Raw genomic sequence first — 23,588 nt, 5'->3', positions numbered from 1 at the left:
CGTCCGTCAGCGGCCGACCCAGTCGGCGACCTCCGCCGCGACCTGGTTGGCCGCCTGGTTGATCGCGACGCCCGCAGGGCCCGGCTCGATCGCCGAGACCGGCACGCGCGCCTCGAACCGGCGCTTCTCCACGACATTGCCGTCCTTGCGCGTCAGCGCGGCGTCATAGGTCACCACTGCCTGGAACGATGCGGCGTCAAGCCCGAAGGCGCGGAGCTCGCCGGACAAGCGCGCGCCGGGATCGATCATCGACTGGGCGCCGAGCACCACGCGCCCGGTCTTGGCGCTCACCGTGTCCGACAGCAGCCGCGCGAACAGTCGTGCGGGCGGCTCGGCCCATTGCGCGTTGACGACATAGGCAAGGTCGGTCGCGCTGGTCTGGACCGGCACGCGCTGGGTGGCGAGCGCCTGCGAGACGGCGGGCACCAGGATGACGATGGTTCCCCCCATAGCGGAGGACTGGGTCTGCCCGGCGGGAATCGACGCTGCAGAGGTGATGGTCAGCAGCGAGGGCGGCGGCTTGGCGCCGAAGCTGATGCAGCCGGCGAGTGGCGCCGTCGCCAGCAGCGCGAACATGAGGGTGCGGATGCGCATCATTTCGTCTTGCCCTTGTAGTCCGGGAGTTTCGGTCCACCGACCAGCGAGCCGGCGCCGCCCTGGTCGATCTTCTCGGCGACCGAGGTGAGCGCGGCCGACATCACGCGCAGGTCGCGGACGAGCTGCCCGACCTCCGGCATGGTCTGTTTGGAGAAGGACTGGATGCCGGGCCGCGCCTCGTTGATCGCCGAATCGAGCGATTCCATGCTGTGCTGCGCGGAGGCGACGGCCTTGTTGAGATTCTGCATCGCCGGGTGGACGTCATTGGCCATCACGCCATTGGTCGTGTCGGCAAGCTGGCCGATCTGTTGCGCGGCGTCGCCGGCCTTCTGGATCGCCGCGCGGGTCTCGGCGATCGTCGCCGCGATTTCCGGCCCGCGATCGGCCAGGGCGCCGGTCAATCGGTTGGTATTGGCCAGGATGCCGCTGATCGAGGCCTGGTTCTTGTCCGACAGCATCTCGGTCAGCCGCTCGGTCAGGGTCGACAGCCGCTCGAGCAACTTCGGTGCCGAGTTGAGCAACGCGCCGAGCCCGCCCTGTTTGGGCGGGATGACCGGCACGCCGAACGGGCAGTCATTTTCGGGATGGACCTCTGGGCAGGCGATCGGCGGCGCGCCCTTGACCGCGCCGTCGAGCTGGATCTCGCTGACGCCGGTAAAGCCGACGCCCTGGATCGTCGCGGTGGTGCCCTGCAGCACGGGCGTTTCGTCGTTCACGCTGATGCGCACCCGGACGAACTGGGGATCGGGCTTCCACAGTGCGATCTCCTTCACCTGGCCCGAGGGCACGCCCGAAAAGGCGACTGACGATCCCTTGTTCAACCCGTCGACCGACTGTTTGAAGAAGATATCATATTCCTTCTCGGAGCTCCCGCTCAGCCGCGCGATCCACACGGTGAAGATGGCCAGCACCAGGAGCAGGATCAGCACGACGGCGCCCACCAGGACATGGTTCGATCGGGTTTCCATCAGTCCTCAGCCCCTGTGTGTTCCGTCGCCCTTTGCGCTGCCTGCTCCGCATGCAGCTTGTGCTCAAGCGTTGCGGTCGCCGCCCGGCCGCGCGGGCCCCTGAAATATTCCTGGATCCATGGGTGATCCAGCGCGAGAAGTTCGTCGATCGTGCCCACCGCGATCACCTTCTGGTCGGCCAGCACCGCGACACGGTCGCAGATCGCGTAGAGCGTATCCAGATCGTGCGTGATCAGGAAGACCGTCAGCCCCATGGTCTTCTGCAGCGAGGCGATCAGCTCGTCGAACGCCGCCGCGCCGATCGGATCGAGTCCGGCGGTCGGCTCGTCGAGGAACAACAATTCGGGGTCGAGCGCCAGCGCGCGGGCCAGCCCCGCGCGCTTGCGCATGCCGCCCGACAGCTCGGCGGGGAATTTCGGCCCGGCATCGGCGGGCAGGCCAGTCATCACCACCTTGTACGCGGCGATCTCGTCGAGCAGCGCCTGGTCGAGACCGGGATAGAATTCGCGCAGGGGAACCTGGGTATTCTCGGCGACGGTCAGGGTCGAGAACAGCGCGCCGCCCTGGAACAGCACGCCCCAGCGCTTGCGGATATTGACCGCTTCATTCTCGTCGAGGTTGACGGTGTTTTCGCCGAACACGGTGATCTCGCCTTCATCGGGCACCTGCAGCCCGATGATCGATCGCATCAGCACCGATTTGCCGGTACCGGAGCCGCCGACCACGCCGAAAATCTCGCCGCGCTTCACCTCCAGCTCGAGCCCGTCATGAACCACCTGCTCGCCGAAGCTGTTCTTCAGTCCGTGCACGGAGATGACGGTCTCGCCGCTCTTGTTGCCGCTTTTGTTGGGGCTCATGTCCAGCCGATCCAGGTGAAGAACACGGCGAAAAACGCGTCGAGCACGATCACCAGGAAAATCGCCTGAACCACGGCGGCCGTGGTGCGCATGCCGACCTGTTCGGCATCGGCCTCGACCTGCATGCCCTGGAAGCAGCCGGCGATGGCGATGATCGCGCCGAACACCGGTGCCTTGACCAGCCCGACCCACAGGTCAGTGATCGGCACGACCTCGCGGATGCGCTGGACGAAAGTGATCGGTGGGATGCCGAGCGAGATCCAGCAGAACAGGCCGCCACCGATGATCGAGATGAGCGAGGCATAGAAGCCGAGCAGCGGCATCATCACCACGGCGGCGATGACGCGGGGCAGCACCAGCGCCTCCATCGGCGAGACACCGATCGTGCGCATCGCGTCGATCTCTTCGGTCAGCTTCATCGTGCCGAGCTGCGCGGCGAACGCTGAGCCCGACCGGCCGGCGACCATGATCGCGGTCATCAGCACGCCGAGCTCGCGCAGGGTGATTCGGCCGATCAGGTTGATCGTGAACACCTCGGCGCCGAACTGGCGGAGCTGGACGGCGCCTTGCTGGCCGATGACGATACCGATCAGGAAACTCATCAGCCCGATGATGCCGAGCGCGGTGACGCCGACCACTTCGAAGCGCTGGACCGTCGCGTTGAAGCGGAAGCGACGATAGCGAATGACGTTGCCGAACGCGATCACCGTCGCGCCGAGAAAGCCGAGCAGACCGTAGAGCGTCTTCAGCCCGATGACGATGGCGTCGCCGACCTCGCCGACGACGCGGATCAGGCCCGATTCGACCGCCGGCCGCATCGCGACATGCTGGTCCGCCGCCTCGACCTGCTGGAGGAGATGCGTGCCGTCGGGATTCAGCCCCTCGATTCGGGCGCTGTGCTGGGCCGCGAAGCGATGGATCAGCCAGGCGCCGATCGTGTCGATCCGGTCGATCCCGCTCAGGTCGATCACGTCGACCGGGCCGCCATAACCGCGCAAGCGCTCCGGCAGGTCGCCGATCTGCGCCAGCGACAGATTGCCGGTGAAACGCAGCACATCGCCGTTACCGGCGCTGTCGTGCGAGAAGGCGGCCATCTCGTTCATATCGCACACCATTGGTGCAATCGCGCTGGATCGGCAAGCCGCGCCGTGCATAGGATGAAGCGATGCAGACGCCTTTCCCGCACAAGCTTGCCATTTACGACATGGACAAGACCATCACGCACGCGCCGACCTGGACGAACTTCCTCATCCACACGGCGCAGCGCCAGGCGCCCTGGCGGCTGGCCCTGCTGCCACTCGCCGGCATCGCGGCGGCCGCCTATGCCGTGAAGGCGATCGATCGCGCCCGGCTGAAGCAGATCACGCAGCGCCTGCTGCTTGGTCACGCGATGCGCGACAGCCAGGCCCGACGCGCGGCCGCGCGTTTCGCTGATTCGGTCATCGCCTCGGGCGTCTTTGCCGGCGCCCGCGCCCAGATCGCGGCGGACAGGGCCGCGGGTTACCGGCTGGTGATGGCGACCGCGTCCTACCGCTTCTACGCGAGCGCGATCGCCGATCGGCTCGGTTTCGACGACGTGATCGGTACCGAGGTGGAGCGTGTCGAGGACCGGCTGCGCGCCCGGATCGCGGGGGAGAATTGCTACGGTCCGGCCAAGCTCCGCATGATCCAGGCCTGGATGGCGGTGAACGGCATGGAGCGGGCCGATGTGGCGATCCGCTTCTACTCTGATCACGTGTCGGACGCGCCAGTGCTCGACTGGGCCGACGAAGCGTTCGCGGTCAACGCGCATGGGCCGCTCAGGGCCCTCGCTCGGGAAAAGGGCTGGCCGATCGTCGACTGGGAGCGATAGCGGATCAAAGCAGCATATCCACGCTGTGGATGATCAGGCCGACCAGCCCACCGACCAGCGTGCCGTTGACCCGGATATATTGCAGGTCCTTGCCGACCGCATTCTCCAGCCGCGTGGTAATGGTGCGGGCATCCCAGCCGCGCACTGTCTCCGAGACGAGGCGGACGATGCCGTCGCCATAATCGGCGGCCATACCGACCGCGGTGCGGCGGACGAAACGGTTGATCGTCGCGCGCAGCATCTCGTCGTGTTGCAGCGTGTCGCCCAGCTGGCGCAGCGCTTCGCCGAGCTGGCCGGTGAGTGCTGCGTCAGGGTCGCGGGCGATACGCAGCATGCCGGCGCGCGCGCTCTCCCACAGGCCGTCGAGCCAGCGCTGCATGGCGGGGTTCTCGATGATCTCGGCCTTCAGCGCCTCGACCCGCAAGCGCATCTTCTCGTCATGCTGCAGGTCATGGGCGAGCGCGACGAGGCCCTCCTCGGCCTTGGCTCGCAAGGGATGCTCCGAATCCTCGGCCATATCGTGGAGGAGGTTGTCGAGGCCATCGATGATCTTGTTGGCAAGCGTTTCGTCCAGCCCGGTCCAGCGCATCACCGATCCGGCGCGCTCATGCACCATCGCGCGGATCATGTGTTCGTTCGCCGCCAGCACCTTGGCCGCCCAGCGGATGATGCCGTCGAGCAGGGGGGCGTGACGCCCCTCGGCGATCGCGGCGGTCAGCGCTTGGCCGAGCAGGGGCGCGACGTCGAGCGCGCGCAGGCGCTGGCCGATCGTGGTCTTGACCATGCCGCCAAGCCGCTGCGGGTCGAAGGCCTCGAGCATGTTGGCGACGAGGCGCGAGGCGCCCTTGCGTAACCGGCCCTGCGTGCCGGCAGGGCTAGCCAGCCAGCGGCCGGCGGCGCCGGCGACATCGAGTTGGCGCATGCGCCGCGCGACGACGCCGGGCACGAGAAAATTGTCGCGCAGAAACGCCGCCAGCGTTTCGCCGATGCGATCCTTGTTGCGCGGGATGATCGCGGTGTGCGGGATCGGCAGGCCGAGCGGATGACGGAACAGCGCGGTGACGGCGAACCAGTCGGCCAGGCCGCCGACCATCGCCGCCTCGGCAAACGCCCGGACGAAGCCGATGACGGGATGGACCGGGCCGATCGCGCGCGCGCCCAGGAAGATCGCCGCCATCAGCACGAGCAGTCCGGTCGCGATCCAGCGCATCCGGCGTAGGCCCGCAGGGGTCGGTTCCCCGTTACGAGGTGCGCGGGCGAGCAGCTTCATGCCCGAAACAATCCCCGAAACCCGGGATTGTTCAAGTGGAGAGTCGATTTGGCGTCCGGCCCGGACGAATGATGGAGCCGGACCGACGCCTCATTCGGCTGGCTGGGGTTCGTCGTCACCGGGCCGGTGCACGATGGTCGTCGGCTTCGGCCCGATCCGGTGCGGCCCCGGATCATGGTCGATGACCGGCCGGCCGTCGTCGCCCGGGCGATAGGTGAGCAAGCGACGGCCAAGCTTCGGCCCGATCCAGCGTTCGATGCCGACGGCCAGGCTGAAGCTCGCCGGAACGATCAGCAGGGTCAGCACGGTCGAGAGGGTGAGCCCCCCGATCACAACGATGCCCATCGGCGCACGCCACGATCCGTCGCCGCTCAGCGACAGGGCGGTCGGCACCATGCCGGCGACCATCGCGACCGTGGTCATGACGATCGGCTGGGCACGCTTGTGGCCGGAATCGATGATCGCGGTGACGGTCTCGACGCCCTTGTTGATCTCCTCCAGCGCGAAGTCGATCAGCAGGATCGAGTTCTTGGCGACAATGCCGAGCAGCATCAGGATACCGATATAGACCGGCATCGACACAGGATTGCCCGTCACCAGCAGGCCGAGCAAACCGCCCAGCGGTGCCACCAGCAGCGAGAGCATGTTGACGAAGGGCGGGAGCAGGCGGCGGTACAGCAGCACCAGCACGGCGAAGACGAGGAAGATGCCCGCCACCACTGCGACGATGAAGTTGTTGACCATCTCCGCCTGCCATTTGGCCTGGCCGAGCGTCAATTCGCTGATGCCGACCGGCAGGTTCTTCATCGCCGGCAGGGCGTGGATCTGCTTCATCGCTTCGCTGGAGACGATCTGCTTGCCGTTCTTGTCGTTGCCGCGGTCGGCGCCGATCGTGATCTGACGCTGCTGCGCGACCCGATCGATCTTGGTCGGGCCGGCACCGAAGCCGATCTGGGCGACCAGGCTTAGCGGGACGGAGCCGCCGGTCGCGGTCTGCACCGGCAGGTTCTGGATCGTGGACAGCCGTTGACGCGCGTTCTGATCGAGCGCGACGCGGATCGGAATCTGGCGATCCGACAGCGAGAATTTCGCGCTGTTCTGGTCGATGTCGCCCAAGGTCGCGATGCGGATCGCCGAGGAGAGTGCCTGAGTCGTGACGCCGAGATTGGCCGCCAGGTCCATGCGTGGCTGGATGACGATCTCGGGCCGCTTCAGGTCACCGGTGATGCGCGGCGCGACGAGCGAGGGCAGCTTGCCCATCTGCTCGACGATCTTCACCGCCGTCGCGGTCAGCTGCACGGGATCGTCGCCGCCCAACGTGATGGTCAGGTCGCGGCCACTGCCGCCCCAGCCATTGTTCGATCGGAACGAGACCCGAGCATCGGGGATCTGCGCGAGCGTCGGAGCGAGCGAGCGCTCGAACTCCGTGCTCTTCATCGACTTCTTTTCCTTGTAGATCGCGGTGACCCGGCCGTTGCCGACAAAGGCGCGCGAATAGACCGATTCGACATCGGGCTGCTTCTGCAGGAAGTCGGCGACGCGCCGGACGACGACCTTGGTCTCATCGAGCGTGGTGCCGGGCACCATCTCGACGTTGACCGTGCTGGCGTCCTGGTCCTGGTCGGGCTGGAAGGTCATCGGCAAGGTGCCGAACAGCACGATGGTCAGCGCGAACGACGCCACGCCGCCGACGATCGCCGACCAGCGATGCCTGAGCGTCCATTTCAGCGTGGACATGTACATGTCCATCAGGCGGCCTTCGCCATGCTTGGCTTCGCCATGCGCCTTCAGGAAATAGGCGGCGATCATCGGCGTCACGAGACGCGCGACGGCAAGGCTCATCAGCACCGAAACCACGACGGTCAGGCCGAAATTCTTGAAGAACTGACCCGAGACACCCGGCATCAGACCGACCGGCAGGAACACCGCGACGATCGACATGGTGGTGGCAAGCACCGCCAGGCCGATCTCGTCGGCGGCGTCGATCGACGCCTGATAGGCGGTCTTGCCCATGCGCATGTGCCTGACGATGTTCTCGATCTCCACGATCGCGTCGTCGACCAGCACACCGGCCACCAGGCTCAGCGCGAGCAGGGTCATCTGGTTCAGGTTGAAGCCGAGAAGATCCATGAACCAGAAGGTCGGGATCGCCGACAGCGGGATGGCCAGCGCGGAGATGATCGTCGAGCGCCAGTCACGCAGGAACAGAAAGACGACGAGCACGGCGAGCACCGCGCCCTCGACCATCGCTTCCATCGCCGAGTGATATTGCTGCTCGGCATATTTCACTTCGTTGAAGATCAGCTGGAAATGGACCTTCGGGTTGCGCTTCTCGAGCGCGGCCAGCTTCTCCTTGGCGCCCTGGTAGACCGAGACGTCCGACGCCCCCTTGGAGCGCTGGAAGTCGAAGCTCAGCACCTGGCGGCCGTTCATCTCCGAGGCGGAACGCTGCTCGGCATAGAGATCGCGGACCTGCGCGATGTCGGACAGCTTGACGGTGCGGCCGCCGCCGACGGCGATCTGGGTCTGGCCGAGCTCATAGGCGTTCTTGGCGTTGCCGAGCACGCGGACCGATTGTTCGGAGCCCGCGATCTCGGCGCGGCCGCCCGCGGCGTTGAGGTTCACCTGGCGCAGCTGCTGGTTGACCTGGCTTGCGGTCAGGCCCTGCGACTGGAGCTTGGCGGGATCGAGGATGATGCGGATTTCGCGATCGACGCCGCCATTGCGGCTGACCGTCGCCATGCCGGGAACCGCGAGCAGTTCCTTCGCGACATTATTGTCGATGTACCAGCTCAGCTGCTCGATCGTCATGTCGGTGCCGACCGCGGCATAGCTGGCGAGATCGTCGCCGGAGGTATTGGCCCGCGACACCTGCGGCTCGAGGATGCCGTCGGGCAGGTCGGAACGGATCTGCTGCACCGCACTGCGCACATCCTCGACCGCGCGGTCGATCGGCGTGCCGATGTTGAGCTGGACGACCGTCGTGGAGCTGCCCTCGGTCACGGTCGAGTTGATCTCGTCGATGCCCTGCAGGCTGCGGGCCGCGGATTCGACCTTCTGGGTGACTTGGTTCTCCAGTTCGGTCGGCGCCGCGCCCGGCTGACTGATCTGGATGATCACCACCGGGAAATCGATGTCCGGGTTGTTGTTCACCTCCATCGTGCTGAAGCTGACGATGCCGGCGACCGTCAGCATGAAGAACAGCACGATCGACGGAACCGGGTTCCGGATCGACCAGGCGGAGATGTTGCGAAAGCTCATGAGGTAAGACCCTTAGCCTTGCGTTTTCTGGAGGACGGGCTTGATCTTCTGTCCGGCGTTCAGGAAGGCACCGGCCGAGAGCACGACGCGCTCATTGCCGGCCAGGCCTTCGGCAATCGCGACGCCGCTGTCGGAGACCTCACCGAGCTTCACTGCGCGCCGGACGACCTTGTTGTCGTTGCCGACGACGTACACGAAATTGCCCTTGGTGTCGCTCTGGATCGCGGAGTTGGGCAGCTGCGGCAAGTCAGTGGAGCCGCGGCGGATCGTCGCCGAGGCGAAGCCGCCGGGCTTGAGCGCCGGATTGTAGCTGAGCGCAATACGGGCGATGCCCTGGCGGGTGTTCGGGTCGATGACTGGCGAAACCTGCCAGACCTGACCCGAAAAGGCGGTGTCACCGCCCACGGGCACGACCTCAGCGCTCACGCCGAGGGGGAGGCCGACCAGGTCGGCTTCGCTCAGCTGCGCGCGCATTTCCATCTCGCCGCCCTTGGCCATGCGGAACAGCGTGCCGGAGCCGGAGCTGATCACCATGCCGGGCTCGACGGCGCGGGTCAGCACCAGGCCGGCGGCTGGCGCGCGGATGTCGAGGCGGCCGGTCCGGGCATTCTGCTCGGCCAGCTGCGCCTGAGCGACGCGCACGCGCGCCACCGCTGCGTCGCGGGTGGCGGCCTTGCGCTCGAGATCGGCCTTGGAGATGAAGCCGCGATTGACCAGCGCCTGGGCGCGGTCGAGCTCTGACTGGGCGATGGCCGCGTCGGACCGCGCGACATTGACCTGCGCGGCAAGCGAGGCCCCGGTCTGGACCTGCACGGCGCGGTCGACCGTCGCGAGCACCTGGCCCGCGCCGACCCACTGGCCCGGCTCGACCAGCACGCGCGTGACCATGCCGCCTTCGCCGGCGACACCGACCGGCATTTCGCGCCGCGCGGCGAGCGATCCCGTCGCGGAGATGATTCGCGCCGAGGCCTGGCGGCCGGGAATGGCGACCGAGACGGTCGGCAGCTGCTCGGTCTTGCCGCCCGCGGCGGCGGCGGCCGCGCCGTCCTTCTTGCCGCTCGACATGGCGAAATAGACCCCGATGACGATGAGAACCGCCAGGATTGCCGCGCCGATGATCCACCAACGGCGCTTCGACCGACCCTCGCCCGGCAGCGCCAGGGGATCGTCTGAACCGAAGGTCGGCTGCCCGTAATTCATGTGCGTCACTTTCCCCGTCCCGCCCGATCGGCGTCGTGTTATCGTTCTACTGTATTATAGAAATAAGTCACCGACCTCAAGGGGTCGTTTGCGCCGCAGCGGCCATGGCCGTTTCGGGCCGTTTTCGCAAGTGCGGCGCCTCGTCATCGCGAAGAAATCGTTGCATATCACCGATCTGGGTCCAGCGTCGGATCGACCGTTCAGCTCAGGTTGGCAGACGTGGCGCAGGAAAGATGTGCGGGCCAGATCGGCCCGGTCGATTCGGGAGTATTATTGATGCGTTACCTTGCGACCGCCGTGGCGCTCGCCGCCTTGCCGCTCAGCCTGTCGCCCGCCGCGGCTCAGGTGACCCCCACCATCGTCGCCGATGGCGCGATCCTGGACGTCACTGCCCAGGGCGAAACGACCCGCGTGCCCGACGTCGCGACGATCCGCGCCGGCGTGGTGACCCAGGGCGCGACCGCCGCCGCGGCCCTTGCCGAAAATGCCAGCCGCATGGCGGCGGTGCTCGACGCGTTGAAGCGCGCCGGCGTGGCCCCGCGCGACAACCGGACGGCGAGCGTGTCGCTCAGCCCGCAATATCGCTACACTGATGGCCAGCCCCCGGTCGTCACCGGCTATCAGGCAAGCAACAGCGTCTCGATCCGTTTTCGCGACATCGCCAAAGCGGGCGCGATCCTCGATGCGCTGGTGACGCAGGGCGCCAACCAGATCGACGGCCCGACGCTCTCGATCGACCAGCCCGAGGCGGCGCTGGACGAGGCGCGGGCGGATGCGGTGAAGCGCGCCCGCGCGCGCGCCGAGCTCTATGCGCGCGCCGCCGGTCTCTCGGTGTCGCGGATCCTGTCGATTGCGGAAGCCGGCCAGAATGACGGCAGCACGCCGCAGCCGATCATGTTCAGCAATCGCGCGGCGGCGGGCATGGACGCCTCGACTCGGGTCGTGCCGGGCGAGACGGAGGTGACCGTCTCGGTCAATGTCCGGTTCCTGCTGAAATGAACGAAACGGGCCGCCCGGTTGCCCGGGCGGCCCGCCTTGATGCTGGTCTGGCGCTTAGCGGACGGAGCCGCGGCGAACCAGATTGACGATCGCGAGCAGGATGATCGCGCCGATCAGCGAATAGACGAAGGTCGTGATGGTGATGACCTGGTTGATCCCGCCTCCGAACAGGAAGGACGCGATCACTGAACCGATGATGCCGACCACGACGTTCAGAATGATACCCTGCTGCCCGTCGGTACGCATGACCATGCTGGCGAGCCAGCCGACGACGCCACCCACCACGAGCCAAACAATAAGACCCACCATGTTTCCCTCCGTTGCTCCCGGCTAGTCCGGGTTCCGACGGGAAAGACTCATGACTGCTTGGATTTGTTCCGCGAGCGTTTCGCTCGATTCAGCGACGCGGCCCGTCCAGCGTCAATAATTCTGTTGGCGCTCGTACAGCGACCGATAATGCTGGATGCGTGTCACCCGCAGCCCGGGCATGCCCGAACGGTCGATCGCCCGCTGCCAGCCCGCGAATTCCTCCACGGTCAGGCCGTAACGGTCACACACTTCGTCGACCGACAACAGCCCGCCATTCACGGCGGCCACGACCTCGGCCTTGCGGCGGACGACCCAGCGGGTCGTCTCGGGCGGGGGCAGCGTGTCGAGGGTCAGCGGTTCGCCGAGCGGGCCGATGACTTTGGCGGGGCGAATCTTCTGGTTTTCGATCATCTATCAACCTCGATCGGGGCAGCGGCCCCATCTTTTCTGCACCATCACTACCCGGCGGACTTGAACGCCGGCTAAAGCGGCTCAGTAAATAACGGGTTCATTCCTTCATGTTCCCGAGTCATCATGTCGGCGACCGCCGGATTGAACGCGCCATGGTCCGGGGCGAACCAGTGGCGCCGGCTCGGCGCCGGCACGAGATGGGCCTGGTGTCGCGCCGTCGGGCTCGCGGCCTGGCGCGCGGCGATCCCCACCATCAGCACCGCCAGATCGGGCGGGAGGACGGTGACGCTGGCGTCAGCCTCGAACCGGGAAAAACTCAGATCCATAGCGCCCTTTCCGGGGTCGGAGACTCGATCGACGCCCGGTTTAGGGAAAGGGTCTGAAATTCTGGTAAAGCCGATTCAACGCCCGAACAGGCCGGCGGCTTTGCATCGCGGGCCATGCGCGCCTATCTGCGGCCCATGATGACCGAGGGCAATTTTCAGCTGGGGCCGGACCTGACCGGCAGGCGCATCGTCGTCGCGATGTCGGGCGGCGTGGACAGCTCTGTGGTGGCGGCGCTCGCCGCGCGCAGCGGCGCCGAGACGATCGGCGTGACGCTCCAGCTCTACGACCATGGCGAGGCGGTGGGCCGCGCCGGCAGCTGCTGCGCCGGCCGCGACATCCGCGACGCACGCGCCGTGTGCGACCGGCTGGGCATCGCGCATTATGTGTTCGACCATGAATCGAGCTTCCGCGACCAGGTGATCGACGGATTCGCCGACGAATATCTGCGCGGCCGCACGCCGATCCCCTGCGTCCGCTGCAACATGGGGCCGAAATTCACCGACCTGTTCCAGGTCGCGCGCGACCTCGGCGCGGATTGCCTGGCGACCGGCCATTATGTCCGCCGGGTCGAGGGAGCGGCAGGGGCCGAGCTGCACCGCGCGGTCGATCCGGCGCGGGACCAGAGCTATTTCCTGTTCGCGACGACGCAGGACCAGCTCGACTATCTGCGCTTTCCGCTGGGCGGCCTGCCCAAGACCCGGGTGCGCGAGCTCGCGGCGGAGCTGGGGCTGGGCGTCGCGGCCAAGCCGGACAGCCAGGACATCTGCTTCGTGCCCGATGGCGACTATGCCTCGCTGGTCAAGAAGCTCCGGCCCGAGGCCGATACCAGCGGCGAGATCGTCGACGAGGGCGGACGGACGCTGGGCAAGCATCGCGGGCTGATTCACTTCACCGTGGGCCAGCGGCGCGGGCTGGAGATCGGCGGGACGCCCGAACCGCTCTATGTCGTGCGGCTCGAGCCGGAGAGCCGCCGGGTGGTGGTCGGGCCGAAGGCGGCGCTGGCGGTCGAGGCGGCGCGGCTGTCGGAGATCAACTGGATCGGCGGCGACCATCAGGGCCCGCTCACCGCCAAGGTGCGCTCGCTTGCCAAGCCGGTACCGGCGCGGCTGATCGGCGACCGGGTAGTGTTCGACGCGCCCGAATATGGCGTCGCGCCGGGCCAGGCGGCGGTGCTCTATGCCGGCGAGCGGGTGCTCGGCGGCGGGTGGATCGAGGAAACGGAGCGGGCCGTCGCGCGCGAAGCTGCCTGAAATCCTACTCCCGTGCAGGATAGGGAGTTAGCGGACTTTCAGCGGCGTGCCTTTGAACGGTTCGGGCTGGCAGCCGAGCACCGGATCGTAGGTCGCCGAGCGGCTGGCGATCAGGGGGACATAGGCGGTGACCGTTTTCGTCGCCGGATCGTCGGCCAGGCGGATCGCTTCCATGCCGGGTTCGAAATCGGCGCGGCAGCTCTTCAGGTCGCGGTTGCCGATATAGCGGCAGGCGCAGGCGACGCGGGCGGCATAGCCGGTGCCGAGCTCGAGCTGGGGCGTGAACGAACGGGCGTAGAGGAAAGCCGTAGCGAGCAGCGCCAGCAGCAGCACTCCCAGACCTGCCATGATGCGCCTTGCCTTCATGGGCGTGCACCCTATCGTGGCGGCGATGCTGCGCAAGGCCGCCCTTCTCGCGCTGGTGCCGGTGCTCCTGGCGAGCGCCGATGGTGCGCCGCAGGCGCGACCGACCTACACCGCTACGTCCTGCCCCGGCGCCGACCTGGCGAAGTCGATGGCGCCGATCCGTTTGTTGTTTTCCGACCACCCCGAAACCCGCGCCGTGCTGGTGACCACGGACGGATGCCCGGCGCTCAAGGCCTATGCGCCGGGTTATTCGGACCGCAACCGCTTCATCAGCTGGTCGATGGCGAAGACGGTGACCGGCATGCTGGTCGGCGCGCTGGTGACCGACGGGCGGCTGAAGCTCGATGCGCCAGCCCCGATCGCCGAATGGCATGGGGCCGGCGATCCGCGCGCGGCGATCACCTTGCGCCAGCTACTGCAGATGTCGTCGGGGCTGCAGCATGTCGAGGTGGGCGACCCGATCGAGAGATCGGATACCAACCAGACGCTGTTCGTGAGCCATACCGCCGCCATGGCCATGGCGGCGATCGACCATCCGCTCGAGACCAGGCCCGGCACCACATTCCGCTATAGCTCGCTGACCAGCATCATCCTTGCCGAGATCGTGTCGCGGGCGCTGACCGCCAGCCATGATCCGCGGGTGCGGGCAAAGGCTTATACCGACTTTGCCGAGGCCCGGCTGTTTCGGCCCGCGGGCATCACCAGCGCGGTGCTCGAATATGACGGCGCCGGCACGCAGATCGGCGGGTCGATCCTGCACATGACGCTCGACGACTGGGGCCGGATCGGCGGGCTGCTGCTCGACGGCAAGGCGGCCGACGGGCGGCAGGTGGTCGATCCGGCCTGGCTGGCCTTCATGAAGACGCCCTCGCCGACCAATGCCGAATATGGCGCGCAGACCTGGCTCAACCGGCCGGGCGGGGCCGAAGGCAAGGCGACCCTGTTCCCCGGCAAGGGCCCGGCGAGCGCCATCGCCGCCGACGGGCATCTCGGCCAGCTGGTGATCGCCAGCCCGGACAGCGGGCCGGGCCGCGGGATCGTGGTGGTGCGGCTGGGCAATACGCCGGACAAGCGCAATGCGGCGCTGATGCAGACGCTCGGCGATGTCGTCGCCGGATTCGACCGGCCGGGAGGGACACGATGATCGGGACGATGCTGGTTGCCGTCATGCTGCAGGCGGCGGCGCCGTCGAGCGAGGCCGAGCTGCTCGGCCGGCGGCTGGCCGATGCGGGGACGCTCGCGGCGCTGGTGCCGCTGCTAACGGCCAAGGAGACCGAGGAGCTGGTCGCGGAGCACAAGGAGCTGAGCGACGCCGAAAAGGCCGAGCTGCGCGCCACGGCCAAGGCGGTCGCCGCCGCGGAAACCGGGCGGCTGCTCGATGCCGAGGGCCATGCCTATGCCGCGGCGCTGTCGGTCGAGGACCTGCGGGCGCTGGTCGCCGCGGTCGAAACCAGCGCGGCCGTCCGTCAGCGCACCGCGATGCCCGGCGTGATTGCCGCGACGATGACGTCGATCGGCAAGCTCGACTTCAAGGGCGACGTGCTCAAGCTGTTCTGCGCGAACACCGGCAAGGCCTGCGCCCCGGCCGGGTAGTCGTTGCGGCGCACATACCTCCTTCAATGCTTCCCCGGCCTTCGCCGGGGAAGCAGAAAGAATAGCCGAAGCGATCTAGGCCTTGCCGGCGCGCAGTAACTCGACCGCATGGTGCGCGCCGCGCGCCGACATCGCCATATAGGTCAGCGACGGGTTCTGGCAGCCGGACGAGGCCATGCACGACCCATCGGTGACGAACAGGTTAGGCACGTCATGTGCCTGGTTATAGCCGTTGAGCACCGAGGTCTTCGGGTCCTTGCCCATGCGGGCGGTGCCCATTTCATGGATGCCGAGGCCCAGCCCGCCATAATGTCTGGTCTGGGTGATGTCGGTGCAGCCGGCGAGTTCCAGCATCGCCTTTGCATCGGCACTGGCCTGGTCGATCATCTTCCGGTCCTGCGGCCCGAGCGACACGTCGATATGAAGGATCGGGATGCCCCATTTGTCGGTCCGGGTCGGGTGAAGCGTGACGCGGTTCTCCGGCCGCGGCAGCATCTCGCCAAAGCCATTGAGGTTCAGCGTCCATGGCCCGGGCTTGCGCAGTTTCGTCTTGAGTGCGGCGCCCGTGCCGGATTCGCCGATGCCGCGCTGCCAGCTCGAGCGCAGCCCGCGTCCCTGGAAGCCGAAGCCGCGGGTATAGCCGTCGCCGGGCTCGGTCACGTTGCGATAGCGCGGGACGTAGAAGCCGTTCGGGCGGCGGCCGTGATGATAGATATCGTCGAAACCGGGATAGGTGCCGGCCGCGCCCATGCCACTGATATGATCGGTCACGTTGCGCCCGACCATGTCGGAGCGGTTGGCGAGGCCGGTCGGAAAGGCCTCCGAGGTCGAATTCAGCAGAATCTGCGCGGTGCCGAAGGTCGAGGCGCACAGGAAGATCAGCTTCGCCTCATGGACGGTGCCGACCTTCGTGTTCTGGTCGATCACGCGCACGCCCGATGCCTTGCCGGTCTTGGGGTCGTAGACGATGCTGTGCGCGATCGCGTCCGTGACGATGGTCAGGTTGCCGGTGTTCTTCGCCGCCGGCAGGGTTGCGCTGAGGCTGGAGAAATAGGCGCCATAGGAGCAGCCACGCTCGCACAGCGACCGGTATTGGCAGGCGCCGCGGCCGAGTGCTTCATGCTCGGGCGTCGGCGCGGTGAGATGCGCGCAGCGCCCGGTGATCAGCTTCCGGGTGGGAAAGGCCGCTTCCATCTTGCGGCCGAATTCCGCCTCGACCGGGGTCAGCGCCATGGGAGGGAGATATTTGCCGTCCGGCAGTTGCGACAGCCCCTCCAGCGACCCGGAGATGCCGGCAAAGGTCTCCACATGGTCGTACCATTTGGCCATGTCGGGATAGCGGATCGGCCAGTCGGTGCCATAGCCGTCCTTCGCATTGGATTCGAAATCCATCTCGCTCAGGCGGTAGGATTGCCGTGCCCACATCAGCGATCGGCCGCCGAGGTGATAGCCGCGGATCCAGTAAAAGGGCTTGTCCTCGGGCGTGGTATAGGGGTGGTCGCTGTCCTTCGCCCAGAAATGCTTGTTGGCGGTGGAGAAGGCATAGCATTTGCTCTGCACCTCATAATCGGCCTCGATTTCGGACTCCGAGACCTGGCCGTAATTGTCGAGCTCCCAGGGCGAGAGCGAGTCGGTGTAGTCGCTGCCATGCTCGATATGCCGGCCACGCTCGATCACCAGCGTCTTGAGGCCGCGTTCGGTCAGTTCCTTGGCGGCCCAGCCGCCGCTCATGCCCGATCCGATGACGATCGCGTCGAAGCTCATTGCCGTCCCCCGATGATCCCCGAAATCGTCATGTCACACCGCCCAGGCGCGGGTGTCGGGACCCATCTTCACCGCTGGCTCCCACGCGCCCGGCACCAGTTCGTAGCGAAGTTCCTGAGTCGCGCCGGGCTCCGACAGATAATAGCCGGTCAGCGCGAGGCTCTTGAACCGGCGCCAGTCCCAGTCGTTTTTCGCGAAAGCGGCGGCGTCGAGCGCGGCAAGGCGGGTATCGCGCTCGGTTGCCGTGAGCGCGGCGAAACCCTTGCCGGTTTCCGTGCGGGCGGCATTGTCGATATTGGCCAGCACCGAGCGGAAGCGTTCGGCCGTCTTCGGCGCTGCCCAGTTGGTCATCATCGCATCGATGAAGGCAGGCACGCCGGCCTCGAGCGCGCCGGGCGTATCGGTGCGCGGGATCAGGGCGGCGCAGACCGAATCGAGCACAGCGCGTTCTCCGGCAGTGAAGAAGGCCCTGGTGGGAGCGGTCGCAAAGGCGATGTCGGGCAGGCCGGCGATGGTGCCGCCGACGAGCAGGATCGCGCTGCGCAGGAGCGCACGGCGATCGAGTGCTGTGCTGTCGAGCCCGGGGCCGTCGACCATTCCACCATCCTCTGCATCTGGGCGCTTGTGCGCCTCCAGCTTGCAGGCCAGACTGCCGGGCGGAGCGGACCTTGTCCAGCCTTTAGCGTTAGCGGTACCAAGCTGGAGAGCGCGGGCCGTGGGGAGGATCGATGATGAGACATGTGCTTCGCCTGCTGGCGATCCTCCTGGGCGCGCTGACCCTGGTCGGTGGCGGTGCTGCCTGGGCAAAGGAAGCGCCGCGCGTCCTGATCTTCACTTACTCGACCGGCTATCGCCATGCCTCGATCGAACCGGGCGTGGCGGCGCTGCAGGCGATGGGCAAGAAGATGGGCGTGACGATGGTCGCGAGTGCCGATCCCGACGTTTTCAGCGCCGAGGGGCTGAAGGGCGTGGAGGCGATCATCCTGATCAGCAACACCAGCAGGAAGAGCGATCCGACCTCGGAATGGCTGACCGGCAGCAAGCGCGACGCGCTCCAGGCCTTTGTCCATCGCGGCGGCGGGATCGTGGGCATCCATGCCGCGGCGGATTCGCACTATAACTGGCCGTGGTACGGCCGGATGATCGGCGGCTATTTCCAGCGCCACCCCAAGGGTACGCCCGAGGGGACGGTGACCGTGGTGGATTCGAAGCATCCAGTGACCAGGGGCCTCGCGCCGATCAGCCGGCATGTCGACGAATGGTATTATTACGACGATTACGACCCGCGGCTGCATCTGCTGGCGACGGTCGACCCGGGATCGATCGGCGAGGCGGACGTAAACCCCAATCCGGTGGCCTGGGTGCATGAGTTCGAGGGCGGACGGGTGTTCTACACCGCGATGGGGCACGGCGCCGAGGCGTATCAGGACCCGTGGTTCCTGCGGGAACTGGAGAATGGGCTGAACTGGGTTTTGCGGCGGTAGCGGTGCCTTTCTCCCCTCCCTGAAAGGGAGGGGGCGGGGGTGGGTAGGCGAGCGAAGCTCGCCGTTCTACGCTAGCAAAATGCGACGCATTCCGAGAGTCATGGTCGACCGGGCAAGGTCGTTGCGGCGCGAGGCGACAGAGGCCGAGCGGATACTCTGGCGACTGTTGTCGCGCTACCGCCCCGCCTTCACCCGGCAATTGGTGATCGACCGTTACATCGTCGATCTGGCGTGCCGCGCCGCGAAGCTGGCGGTCGAGTTCGACGGCGGGCAGCATCATGAACGAGCGGCCTATGATGCGGAGCGGACGGCGGTGCTCGAAGGGCAGGGGTGGAAAGTCATTCGCCTGTGGAACAGCGATGTGATGGCCAATCCGGAGGGCGCCGCTGCGTATATCCTGTCGGAGGCCGCCGAGTGCCTCGGCGGTACCCACCCCCAGCCCCTCCCTTCCAGGGAGGGGAGAGAGAGGCGGCCGCGTTTTGGCTAGGGGCTGGGGGATCTGGCTCGGTCTGTCATCAGCTTCGGAACGCGGCGCATGGGGTTAGCGTAGAGTGGCGAGCTTTGCTCGCCTACCCACCCCCTAACCCCTCCCTTTCAGGGAGGGGAATCAGGTTCGCTCCAGACCCAGGATCCGTCGATTCCTCGCCGCATCCGGCGCGGCCCCGGCAAAGTCGTCGAACGCGCGGTCGGCTTTGCGGATCATGTGCGCCTCGACGAAGGGCGCGCCTTCGGCGGCGCCCTGTTCGGGGTGCTTGAAGCAGCATTCCCATTCGACCACCGCCCAGCCGGCATAGTCATATTTGGTGAAGGCCGAGAAGATCGCGCCGAAATCGATCTGGCCATCGCCGAGCGAGCGGAAGCGGCCGGGGCGGTCGGCCCAGTCGGCATAGCCGCCATAGACGCCGGCGCGGCCATTGGGGCGGAACTCGGCGTCCTTCACATGGAACATGCGGATTCGGTCGTGATACCGATCGATGAAGTCGACATAGTCGAGCTGCTGCAGCAGGAAATGGCTGGGATCGTAGAGGATGTTGGCGCGGGGATGCTCGCCGACCGCGGTCAGGAAGCGCTCCCAGCTGATCCCGTCATGCAGATCCTCGCCCGGATGAATCTCGAAGCACGCATCGACGCCATTCTCCTCGAACACATCGAGCAGGGGGAGCCAGCGCGTCGCCAGTTCCCTGAAGCCTTCCTCGACCAGCCCGGCAGGGCGTTGCGGCCAAGGATACATGGTGTGCCAGAGCAGCGCGCCGGAGAAGGTGGCGTGCGCGTTCAGCCCGAGGCGGCGGCTGGCGCGGGCGGCCATGCGGACCTGCTCCTTGGCCCATTCAGTGCGCTCGGCCGGCTTGCCATGCACTTCGGCGGGGGCGAAGGCGTCGAACAATTCGTCATAGGCGGGGTGCACCGCGACGAGCTGGCCCTGGAGATGAGTCGACAGCTCGGTGATCGCGACCCCGGCTTCCGCGCACACCCCGGCGACCTCGTCGCAATAATCCTGGCTTTCGGATGCCTGTTTCAGGTCGAACAGCCGCGAATCCCAGGTGGGGATCTGCACCCCGACATAACCGAGATCGGCCGCCCATCTGGCGATCGACCCAAGCGTATTATACGGCGCCTCGTCGCCCGCGAACTGGGCGAGGAAAATGGCGGGACCCTTCATGCATCGTCTCCAAGATCGGTCCCAAGATGGGTCCAAGCCCCGCCGCCCGCGCTGCTGTCATACGCGGCCTGGATGAAGCGCATGCCGGCGACGCCATCGGCGAGGCTGGCATAGCAGGGCGAGGCGGGCGCGTTGCCGCGCACTGCGTCGGCAAAATCGCGATAGATATTGGCGAAGGCCTCGAGATAACCCTCGGGATGGCCCGAGGGCACGCGCGTCACGCGCATCGCCGCCTCGCCGAGATAGGTCCGGTCGACGCCGGGCGTCCAGATCTCCTCCGGCCCGCCGCGCCGCGCGACGCGCAGATGGTTGGGATGCTCCTGATGCCAGTGGATCCCGGCCTTTTCGCACCAGACCGATATCTCCAGCCCGTTCGAATCGCCGGTGCAGATCTGGCTGGCGACCAGCGTGCCGCGCCCCCCGCCCGAGAGGTGGAACATCGCCGCGCCATCGTCGTCGAGCAGCCGGCCCGGCACCGCGGCTCGCAGTTCCGCCGAGAGGCGGGTCATGCGCTCGCCGGTGAAATATTCGACCAGGTTGAAGGCATGCGTGCCGATATCGCCGAACGCGCCGGCCAGGCCCGAGCGCGCCGGATCGATCCGCCATTCCGCTTGCTTGCCGACCGCGTCGCCGGCCCCGGCCAGCCACCCTTGCGTGTAACGCACCGCGACGCGCCGCACCGCGCCGAGATCGCCCGCCGCGACGAGCGCGCGGGCCTGGCGCACCATCGGATAACCGAGATAGGTGTGGGTGACGCCGACCAGTCCGCCGGTGCGGGTGGCCGCTGCCTGGAAAGCGAGCGCGGCGTCGAGCGTGTCGGTCAGCGGCTTGTCGGTGAGCACCGGAAAGCCCGCCTCCAGCGCGGCGATGGCGACGGGCGCATGGACATGGTTGGGGGTGACGATCGCGATGAACTCGGCGCGCTCGTCCTCGGGCAGCGCCTTCTCGCCGTCGAGCAGCGCCTGATAGCTGGCATAACTCCTGTCGGGCGCGATGCCCGCCCCGACGCCCGAGCGCTTCGCGCGTTCGGCGTCGCTGCTCAATGCGCCCGACACCAGTCGGCAATTGCCGGCGATGTCGGCCGCAGTGCGGTGGACCGGGCCGATAAAGGCGCCCTCGCCCCCGCCGACCATAGCGTATCTGACGGGACCGGCCGTCATGCGGCGAGGGTCTTCAGATAGGCCATGCTCTCGGCGATCGCGGCGAGCGGGGGCTGGACCCATGGCGGTTCCTGCTCGATGAACCAGCTCCTGATCGGCGCGGCCTTGGCGGCGGCGAAGACCGATGGCCAGTCGATGCTGCCCTTGCCGATCGGCACGGTGGTCAGGTCGTCGGCGATCCGCCCCGGCTTGCGTTCCTTCGTCGCGATGTCCTTGACGTGGAGCAGCTCGATCCGCGCGCCATGCTCCTTCAGCACATGCGCCGGATCATGCCCGGCCGCGGCGGCCCAGCCGAGATCGAGCTCGAACGCGACGAGCGCGGGATCGGTGTGCTCGAGCAATTCGTGGAACGCGACCTTGCCGTCATAAGCGAGGAATTCGGCCGGATGGTTGTGATAGGCGAAGCGCATGCCGAGCGCTTTCGCGCGCGCGCCGATCTCGTTCATCCGCGCGGCGTTGCGGCGCCAGTCGTCGAGCGTCATCGCCTCGGCGACGGCCTGGATCCAGGGGCGCTTCGGATCGAGCGGTTTCGCCGAGGCGGGGGAAGAGGCCACGAAAAATTTTACGCCGACCTCGCGCGCGGCGGCGAGCTTGGTTTCGAATTCGTCCATCAGATCGCGCATCGAATAATGGCAGGAGACGCAATCGAGCCCGGCGGCGGCCACGCCCTTGCGAAAATCGGCCGGCGACAGACCGACCCAGCCGGCGGCCTCGACCCGGTCATAACCGATCGCCTTGACCGATTTCAGCGTGCCGGCGAAATCCTTCGCCAGATCGTCCTTCACTGCCCAGAGCTGGAGCCCCGGCGGAAGCCCTAGCGGCATGGCATGGGCATCGGCCGGCAGAAACGCGGTGGCAATGGCAGCGCCTGTGGCACCGAGAAAAGTACGGCGATCGAGCATCGGACCCCTCCATCGGGAGTCGCGGGCTGGCGCCGCTTCCTTCGCACCTTGTTGTGCGCTCCCATCCTATATGATTGACCGGGAGGCGCGGCGATGCAAGCCGCAACAACAGCCGCCGGTCGCGCCATGCGACCGCGCGGCCAGATCAGAGCGCGCCGCTCCACACCCCGATCATGATGACGAGGGGAAAGCTGGCGAGGATGACGGGCATGATCTGCTTCACGGGATGTCTCCTGCGCGCGGGGCAGCGCCGGACGACCGGCGCTGCCCTTTTGCGGTGAGTGGAAAGGCGGGGGTCGTTCAGAAACGATAGCCCGCGCCGAGCAGGACCTGGTGACGCGAAACATCGTCGCCATAGTCGCTGTAGCGATATTCGGCCTTGGCATAGAGATGGTCGCCGAGCATCTGCTCGACGCCGGCACCGATGCGGTAGCCATCTTCATTGGTGCTCACCGTGGAGACGGTGTTGCCGGTGGTGCCGCCAAGCGTGGTGCGCAGGCGGAACTGGCTGTTGGCATAGCCCGCCTTGACATAGAGCAAGGTGCTCGGCGCGACCTTGGCGCCCAGGCGCATCGACACGTCGATGTCGCGGCCGGTGGTCAGGTGAAAATTGGTGGTGCCGATCGACGCGTCGGCGCTGCCCGAAACCTGCCAGCCGATGCCGGCCTCGGCGCCGATCGTGAAGCGGGAGCCGATCGGCAGATCATAGCCGATCGCGCCGCCGATCCGCAGGCCGTCGACACTGTCCTGATCGGACGGAACGCCGACATCGGCGTGAGTCGACTCATAGCCGAAGGTTGCTTCGACGCGGGGACCGGTGAAGCTGTGCGCCTCATCCTGCGCGCAGGCAGGAGTAGCCGCGAGCGCGGCGGCGAGAGCAAGAACGAAGAGAGTGGTACGCATTACTAGTCTTTCCTTGAATATTCCCCGGTCCTTTGCCGGGTGACGTCGGCGGCCTGGATTGGCCGCGCTGAGGGCCGCTAACGGGAACGGTTGCGCAATGAACCTGCCGCGCGACCGGTGCGACGAATCGTCGTCGAGCATGGCCGGTGGCCCGACGAATGATACCGAAACGGGCTTATCGCCCCTTGTTGCCGGGGCGCGCGGCTGCCGTCGGCGAGAAAAAGGGAAGGAACCGGGCCCCAACGCAAATCGACCACCCGAACCCATGGTCCGGATGGCCGATGCCGGCGCCGCCAGTGAGGGGCAAAGGCGAACGCTGCGTACCGTCATCGCCGGGGGGGCTTGGTTAGACGGTACGGCAGCCTGTCTGACGCATTCGCCTTTCATTGTCCGCAACGTTGCGACGGGGGTGCGACCAACCTGTTGCGGTGCGGCATGGCGCCGTAGAGCGGGCA

24 protein-coding genes are annotated in these 23,588 nt (G+C 66.9%); 7 read left to right on the top strand and 17 right to left on the bottom strand.

Features of this window, described 5'->3' with window-relative positions; translation table 11 throughout:
- Positions 1 to 6 precede the first annotated feature (6 nt).
- From AC1DX5_RS05835 to AC1DX5_RS05820, 4 genes are read right to left on the bottom strand one after another with little or no spacing between them, the layout of a single operon-like run.
- On the bottom strand, positions 7 to 597 hold the full coding sequence (locus AC1DX5_RS05835) for an ABC-type transport auxiliary lipoprotein family protein (RefSeq protein WP_478014528.1): 591 nt from the start codon (positions 595 to 597) through the stop codon (positions 7 to 9).
- Positions 594 to 1,565, bottom strand: coding sequence for an MlaD family protein (locus AC1DX5_RS05830; protein WP_465170967.1), 972 nt, complete (start codon positions 1,563 to 1,565; stop codon positions 594 to 596). Before AC1DX5_RS05830 ends, AC1DX5_RS05835 begins: the two co-directional genes overlap by 4 nt.
- Complete coding sequence (locus AC1DX5_RS05825; protein ID WP_465170966.1) at positions 1,565 to 2,422, bottom strand: ABC transporter ATP-binding protein; 858 nt, start codon at positions 2,420 to 2,422, stop codon at positions 1,565 to 1,567. The genes AC1DX5_RS05830 and AC1DX5_RS05825 overlap by 1 nt, the downstream gene beginning before the upstream one ends.
- Positions 2,419 to 3,525 (bottom strand): ABC transporter permease, encoded by a 1,107-nt coding sequence (locus AC1DX5_RS05820; protein ID WP_465170965.1) that lies wholly within the window; start codon positions 3,523 to 3,525, stop codon positions 2,419 to 2,421. Before AC1DX5_RS05820 ends, AC1DX5_RS05825 begins: the two co-directional genes overlap by 4 nt.
- Before the next feature lie 62 nt (positions 3,526 to 3,587).
- Between AC1DX5_RS05820 and AC1DX5_RS05815 the strand changes: the two genes are divergently transcribed.
- A complete protein-coding gene (locus AC1DX5_RS05815; protein WP_478014527.1) occupies positions 3,588 to 4,274 on the top strand; it encodes an HAD family hydrolase in 687 nt (228 codons plus the stop codon).
- A 4-nt stretch (positions 4,275 to 4,278) separates the two neighbouring features.
- On the opposite strand, the gene AC1DX5_RS05810 is transcribed toward AC1DX5_RS05815, so the two are convergent.
- The 3 genes from AC1DX5_RS05810 to AC1DX5_RS05800 form a co-directional block, all read right to left on the bottom strand.
- The gene (locus AC1DX5_RS05810) at positions 4,279 to 5,544 is read right to left on the bottom strand and encodes a DUF445 domain-containing protein (RefSeq protein ID WP_465170963.1); all 1,266 of its coding nucleotides are present in this window, start codon (positions 5,542 to 5,544) and stop codon (positions 4,279 to 4,281) included.
- Positions 5,545 to 5,634: 90 nt separating this feature from the next.
- On the bottom strand, positions 5,635 to 8,805 hold the full coding sequence (locus AC1DX5_RS05805; RefSeq protein WP_478014526.1) for an efflux RND transporter permease subunit: 3,171 nt from the start codon (positions 8,803 to 8,805) through the stop codon (positions 5,635 to 5,637).
- Between the two features lie 12 nt (positions 8,806 to 8,817).
- Entirely contained in the window at positions 8,818 to 10,005 is a 1,188-nt protein-coding gene (locus AC1DX5_RS05800; RefSeq protein ID WP_478014620.1) for an efflux RND transporter periplasmic adaptor subunit, read from the bottom strand.
- A gap of 276 nt (positions 10,006 to 10,281) precedes the next feature.
- Between AC1DX5_RS05800 and AC1DX5_RS05795 the strand changes: the two genes are divergently transcribed.
- Positions 10,282 to 11,004: an SIMPL domain-containing protein gene (locus AC1DX5_RS05795; RefSeq protein WP_478014525.1), complete on the top strand. Its 723-nt coding sequence runs from the start codon at positions 10,282 to 10,284 to the stop codon at positions 11,002 to 11,004.
- Between the two features lie 54 nt (positions 11,005 to 11,058).
- On the opposite strand, the gene AC1DX5_RS05790 is transcribed toward AC1DX5_RS05795, so the two are convergent.
- The 3 genes from AC1DX5_RS05790 to AC1DX5_RS05780 all read right to left on the bottom strand — a co-directional run bounded on the left by AC1DX5_RS05790 (position 11,059) and on the right by AC1DX5_RS05780 (position 12,050).
- Positions 11,059 to 11,310: a GlsB/YeaQ/YmgE family stress response membrane protein gene (locus tag AC1DX5_RS05790; RefSeq protein WP_478014619.1), complete on the bottom strand. Its 252-nt coding sequence runs from the start codon at positions 11,308 to 11,310 to the stop codon at positions 11,059 to 11,061.
- 114 nt (positions 11,311 to 11,424) lie between these two features.
- Positions 11,425 to 11,724, bottom strand: coding sequence for a CtrA inhibitor SciP (gene sciP, locus AC1DX5_RS05785; protein ID WP_465170960.1), 300 nt, complete (start codon positions 11,722 to 11,724; stop codon positions 11,425 to 11,427).
- 71 nt (positions 11,725 to 11,795) lie between these two features.
- Positions 11,796 to 12,050, bottom strand: coding sequence for a hypothetical protein (locus AC1DX5_RS05780; protein ID WP_465170959.1), 255 nt, complete (start codon positions 12,048 to 12,050; stop codon positions 11,796 to 11,798).
- A gap of 138 nt (positions 12,051 to 12,188) precedes the next feature.
- Between AC1DX5_RS05780 and mnmA the strand changes: the two genes are divergently transcribed.
- The gene (gene mnmA, locus AC1DX5_RS05775; protein ID WP_478014618.1) at positions 12,189 to 13,301 is read left to right on the top strand and encodes a tRNA 2-thiouridine(34) synthase MnmA; all 1,113 of its coding nucleotides are present in this window, start codon (positions 12,189 to 12,191) and stop codon (positions 13,299 to 13,301) included.
- Between the two features lie 27 nt (positions 13,302 to 13,328).
- Here the strand turns inward: mnmA and AC1DX5_RS05770 are convergent, their stop codons facing one another.
- The gene (locus AC1DX5_RS05770; protein WP_478014524.1) at positions 13,329 to 13,649 is read right to left on the bottom strand and encodes a hypothetical protein; all 321 of its coding nucleotides are present in this window, start codon (positions 13,647 to 13,649) and stop codon (positions 13,329 to 13,331) included.
- Between AC1DX5_RS05770 and AC1DX5_RS05765 the strand changes: the two genes are divergently transcribed.
- Positions 13,648 to 14,811 (top strand): serine hydrolase domain-containing protein, encoded by a 1,164-nt coding sequence (locus tag AC1DX5_RS05765; RefSeq protein WP_478014523.1) that lies wholly within the window; start codon positions 13,648 to 13,650, stop codon positions 14,809 to 14,811. The two genes, AC1DX5_RS05770 and AC1DX5_RS05765, sit on opposite strands and share 2 nt — an antisense overlap.
- A complete protein-coding gene (locus AC1DX5_RS05760) occupies positions 14,808 to 15,260 on the top strand; it encodes a hypothetical protein (RefSeq protein WP_478014522.1) in 453 nt (150 codons plus the stop codon). Before AC1DX5_RS05765 ends, AC1DX5_RS05760 begins: the two co-directional genes overlap by 4 nt.
- Before the next feature lie 75 nt (positions 15,261 to 15,335).
- Here AC1DX5_RS05760 and AC1DX5_RS05755 read toward each other — a convergent pair whose 3' ends face one another.
- Together AC1DX5_RS05755 and AC1DX5_RS05750 are read right to left on the bottom strand one after the other, a co-directional pair.
- Positions 15,336 to 17,024: a GMC oxidoreductase gene (locus AC1DX5_RS05755; protein ID WP_478014521.1), complete on the bottom strand. Its 1,689-nt coding sequence runs from the start codon at positions 17,022 to 17,024 to the stop codon at positions 15,336 to 15,338.
- A gap of 33 nt (positions 17,025 to 17,057) precedes the next feature.
- The gene (locus AC1DX5_RS05750) at positions 17,058 to 17,621 is read right to left on the bottom strand and encodes a gluconate 2-dehydrogenase subunit 3 family protein (protein ID WP_465170954.1); all 564 of its coding nucleotides are present in this window, start codon (positions 17,619 to 17,621) and stop codon (positions 17,058 to 17,060) included.
- A 131-nt stretch (positions 17,622 to 17,752) separates the two neighbouring features.
- Between AC1DX5_RS05750 and AC1DX5_RS05745 the strand changes: the two genes are divergently transcribed.
- Both AC1DX5_RS05745 and AC1DX5_RS05740 read left to right on the top strand, forming a co-directional pair.
- A complete protein-coding gene (locus AC1DX5_RS05745) occupies positions 17,753 to 18,508 on the top strand; it encodes a ThuA domain-containing protein (protein WP_478014520.1) in 756 nt (251 codons plus the stop codon).
- Positions 18,509 to 18,587: 79 nt separating this feature from the next.
- A complete protein-coding gene (locus AC1DX5_RS05740; protein ID WP_478014519.1) occupies positions 18,588 to 18,995 on the top strand; it encodes an endonuclease domain-containing protein in 408 nt (135 codons plus the stop codon).
- A 120-nt stretch (positions 18,996 to 19,115) separates the two neighbouring features.
- Here the strand turns inward: AC1DX5_RS05740 and AC1DX5_RS05735 are convergent, their stop codons facing one another.
- The 4 genes from AC1DX5_RS05735 to AC1DX5_RS05720 form a co-directional block, all read right to left on the bottom strand.
- The gene (locus AC1DX5_RS05735; protein WP_478014518.1) at positions 19,116 to 20,168 is read right to left on the bottom strand and encodes a sugar phosphate isomerase/epimerase family protein; all 1,053 of its coding nucleotides are present in this window, start codon (positions 20,166 to 20,168) and stop codon (positions 19,116 to 19,118) included.
- Positions 20,165 to 21,328, bottom strand: coding sequence for a Gfo/Idh/MocA family protein (locus AC1DX5_RS05730; protein WP_478014517.1), 1,164 nt, complete (start codon positions 21,326 to 21,328; stop codon positions 20,165 to 20,167). Before AC1DX5_RS05730 ends, AC1DX5_RS05735 begins: the two co-directional genes overlap by 4 nt.
- Positions 21,325 to 22,230, bottom strand: a complete 906-nt coding sequence (locus AC1DX5_RS05725; protein ID WP_478014516.1) for a sugar phosphate isomerase/epimerase family protein — start codon at positions 22,228 to 22,230, stop codon at positions 21,325 to 21,327. Before AC1DX5_RS05725 ends, AC1DX5_RS05730 begins: the two co-directional genes overlap by 4 nt.
- Positions 22,231 to 22,530: 300 nt before the next feature.
- Complete coding sequence (locus AC1DX5_RS05720) at positions 22,531 to 23,133, bottom strand: outer membrane protein (protein ID WP_478014515.1); 603 nt, start codon at positions 23,131 to 23,133, stop codon at positions 22,531 to 22,533.
- Positions 23,134 to 23,588: the final 455 nt, after the last annotated feature.

Source organism: Sphingomonas sp. P2_B6, from assembly GCF_056404755.1.
Note: the sequence above shows the minus strand (reverse complement) of the source record. Positions and strands in the feature narration are given on the sequence as shown.

Bases quoted from the DNA above. Each gene is read 5' to 3' on its own strand.
- AC1DX5_RS05740 (WP_478014519.1), top strand. From the start codon at position 18,588: ATGCGACGCATTCCGAGAGTCATGGTCGACCGGGCAAGGTCGTTGCGG.
- AC1DX5_RS05745 (WP_478014520.1), top strand. From the start codon at position 17,753: ATGATGAGACATGTGCTTCGCCTGCTGGCGATCCTCCTGGGCGCGCTG.
- AC1DX5_RS05770 (WP_478014524.1), bottom strand. From the start codon at position 13,649: ATGGCAGGTCTGGGAGTGCTGCTGCTGGCGCTGCTCGCTACGGCTTTC.
- AC1DX5_RS05760 (WP_478014522.1), top strand. From the start codon at position 14,808: ATGATCGGGACGATGCTGGTTGCCGTCATGCTGCAGGCGGCGGCGCCG.
- AC1DX5_RS05765 (WP_478014523.1), top strand. From the start codon at position 13,648: ATGATGCGCCTTGCCTTCATGGGCGTGCACCCTATCGTGGCGGCGATG.
- AC1DX5_RS05780 (WP_465170959.1), bottom strand. From the start codon at position 12,050: ATGGATCTGAGTTTTTCCCGGTTCGAGGCTGACGCCAGCGTCACCGTC.
- AC1DX5_RS05750 (WP_465170954.1), bottom strand. From the start codon at position 17,621: ATGGTCGACGGCCCCGGGCTCGACAGCACAGCACTCGATCGCCGTGCG.
- AC1DX5_RS05755 (WP_478014521.1), bottom strand. From the start codon at position 17,024: ATGAGCTTCGACGCGATCGTCATCGGATCGGGCATGAGCGGCGGCTGG.
- AC1DX5_RS05825 (WP_465170966.1), bottom strand. From the start codon at position 2,422: ATGAGCCCCAACAAAAGCGGCAACAAGAGCGGCGAGACCGTCATCTCC.
- AC1DX5_RS05805 (WP_478014526.1), bottom strand. From the start codon at position 8,805: ATGAGCTTTCGCAACATCTCCGCCTGGTCGATCCGGAACCCGGTTCCG.
- AC1DX5_RS05720 (WP_478014515.1), bottom strand. From the start codon at position 23,133: ATGCGTACCACTCTCTTCGTTCTTGCTCTCGCCGCCGCGCTCGCGGCT.
- AC1DX5_RS05830 (WP_465170967.1), bottom strand. From the start codon at position 1,565: ATGGAAACCCGATCGAACCATGTCCTGGTGGGCGCCGTCGTGCTGATC.
- AC1DX5_RS05735 (WP_478014518.1), bottom strand. From the start codon at position 20,168: ATGAAGGGTCCCGCCATTTTCCTCGCCCAGTTCGCGGGCGACGAGGCG.
- AC1DX5_RS05820 (WP_465170965.1), bottom strand. From the start codon at position 3,525: ATGAACGAGATGGCCGCCTTCTCGCACGACAGCGCCGGTAACGGCGAT.
- AC1DX5_RS05730 (WP_478014517.1), bottom strand. From the start codon at position 21,328: ATGACGGCCGGTCCCGTCAGATACGCTATGGTCGGCGGGGGCGAGGGC.
- mnmA (WP_478014618.1), top strand. From the start codon at position 12,189: ATGACCGAGGGCAATTTTCAGCTGGGGCCGGACCTGACCGGCAGGCGC.
- AC1DX5_RS05810 (WP_465170963.1), bottom strand. From the start codon at position 5,544: ATGAAGCTGCTCGCCCGCGCACCTCGTAACGGGGAACCGACCCCTGCG.
- AC1DX5_RS05795 (WP_478014525.1), top strand. From the start codon at position 10,282: ATGCGTTACCTTGCGACCGCCGTGGCGCTCGCCGCCTTGCCGCTCAGC.
- AC1DX5_RS05835 (WP_478014528.1), bottom strand. From the start codon at position 597: ATGATGCGCATCCGCACCCTCATGTTCGCGCTGCTGGCGACGGCGCCA.
- AC1DX5_RS05725 (WP_478014516.1), bottom strand. From the start codon at position 22,230: ATGCTCGATCGCCGTACTTTTCTCGGTGCCACAGGCGCTGCCATTGCC.
- sciP (WP_465170960.1), bottom strand. From the start codon at position 11,724: ATGATCGAAAACCAGAAGATTCGCCCCGCCAAAGTCATCGGCCCGCTC.
- AC1DX5_RS05815 (WP_478014527.1), top strand. From the start codon at position 3,588: ATGCAGACGCCTTTCCCGCACAAGCTTGCCATTTACGACATGGACAAG.
- AC1DX5_RS05800 (WP_478014620.1), bottom strand. From the start codon at position 10,005: ATGAATTACGGGCAGCCGACCTTCGGTTCAGACGATCCCCTGGCGCTG.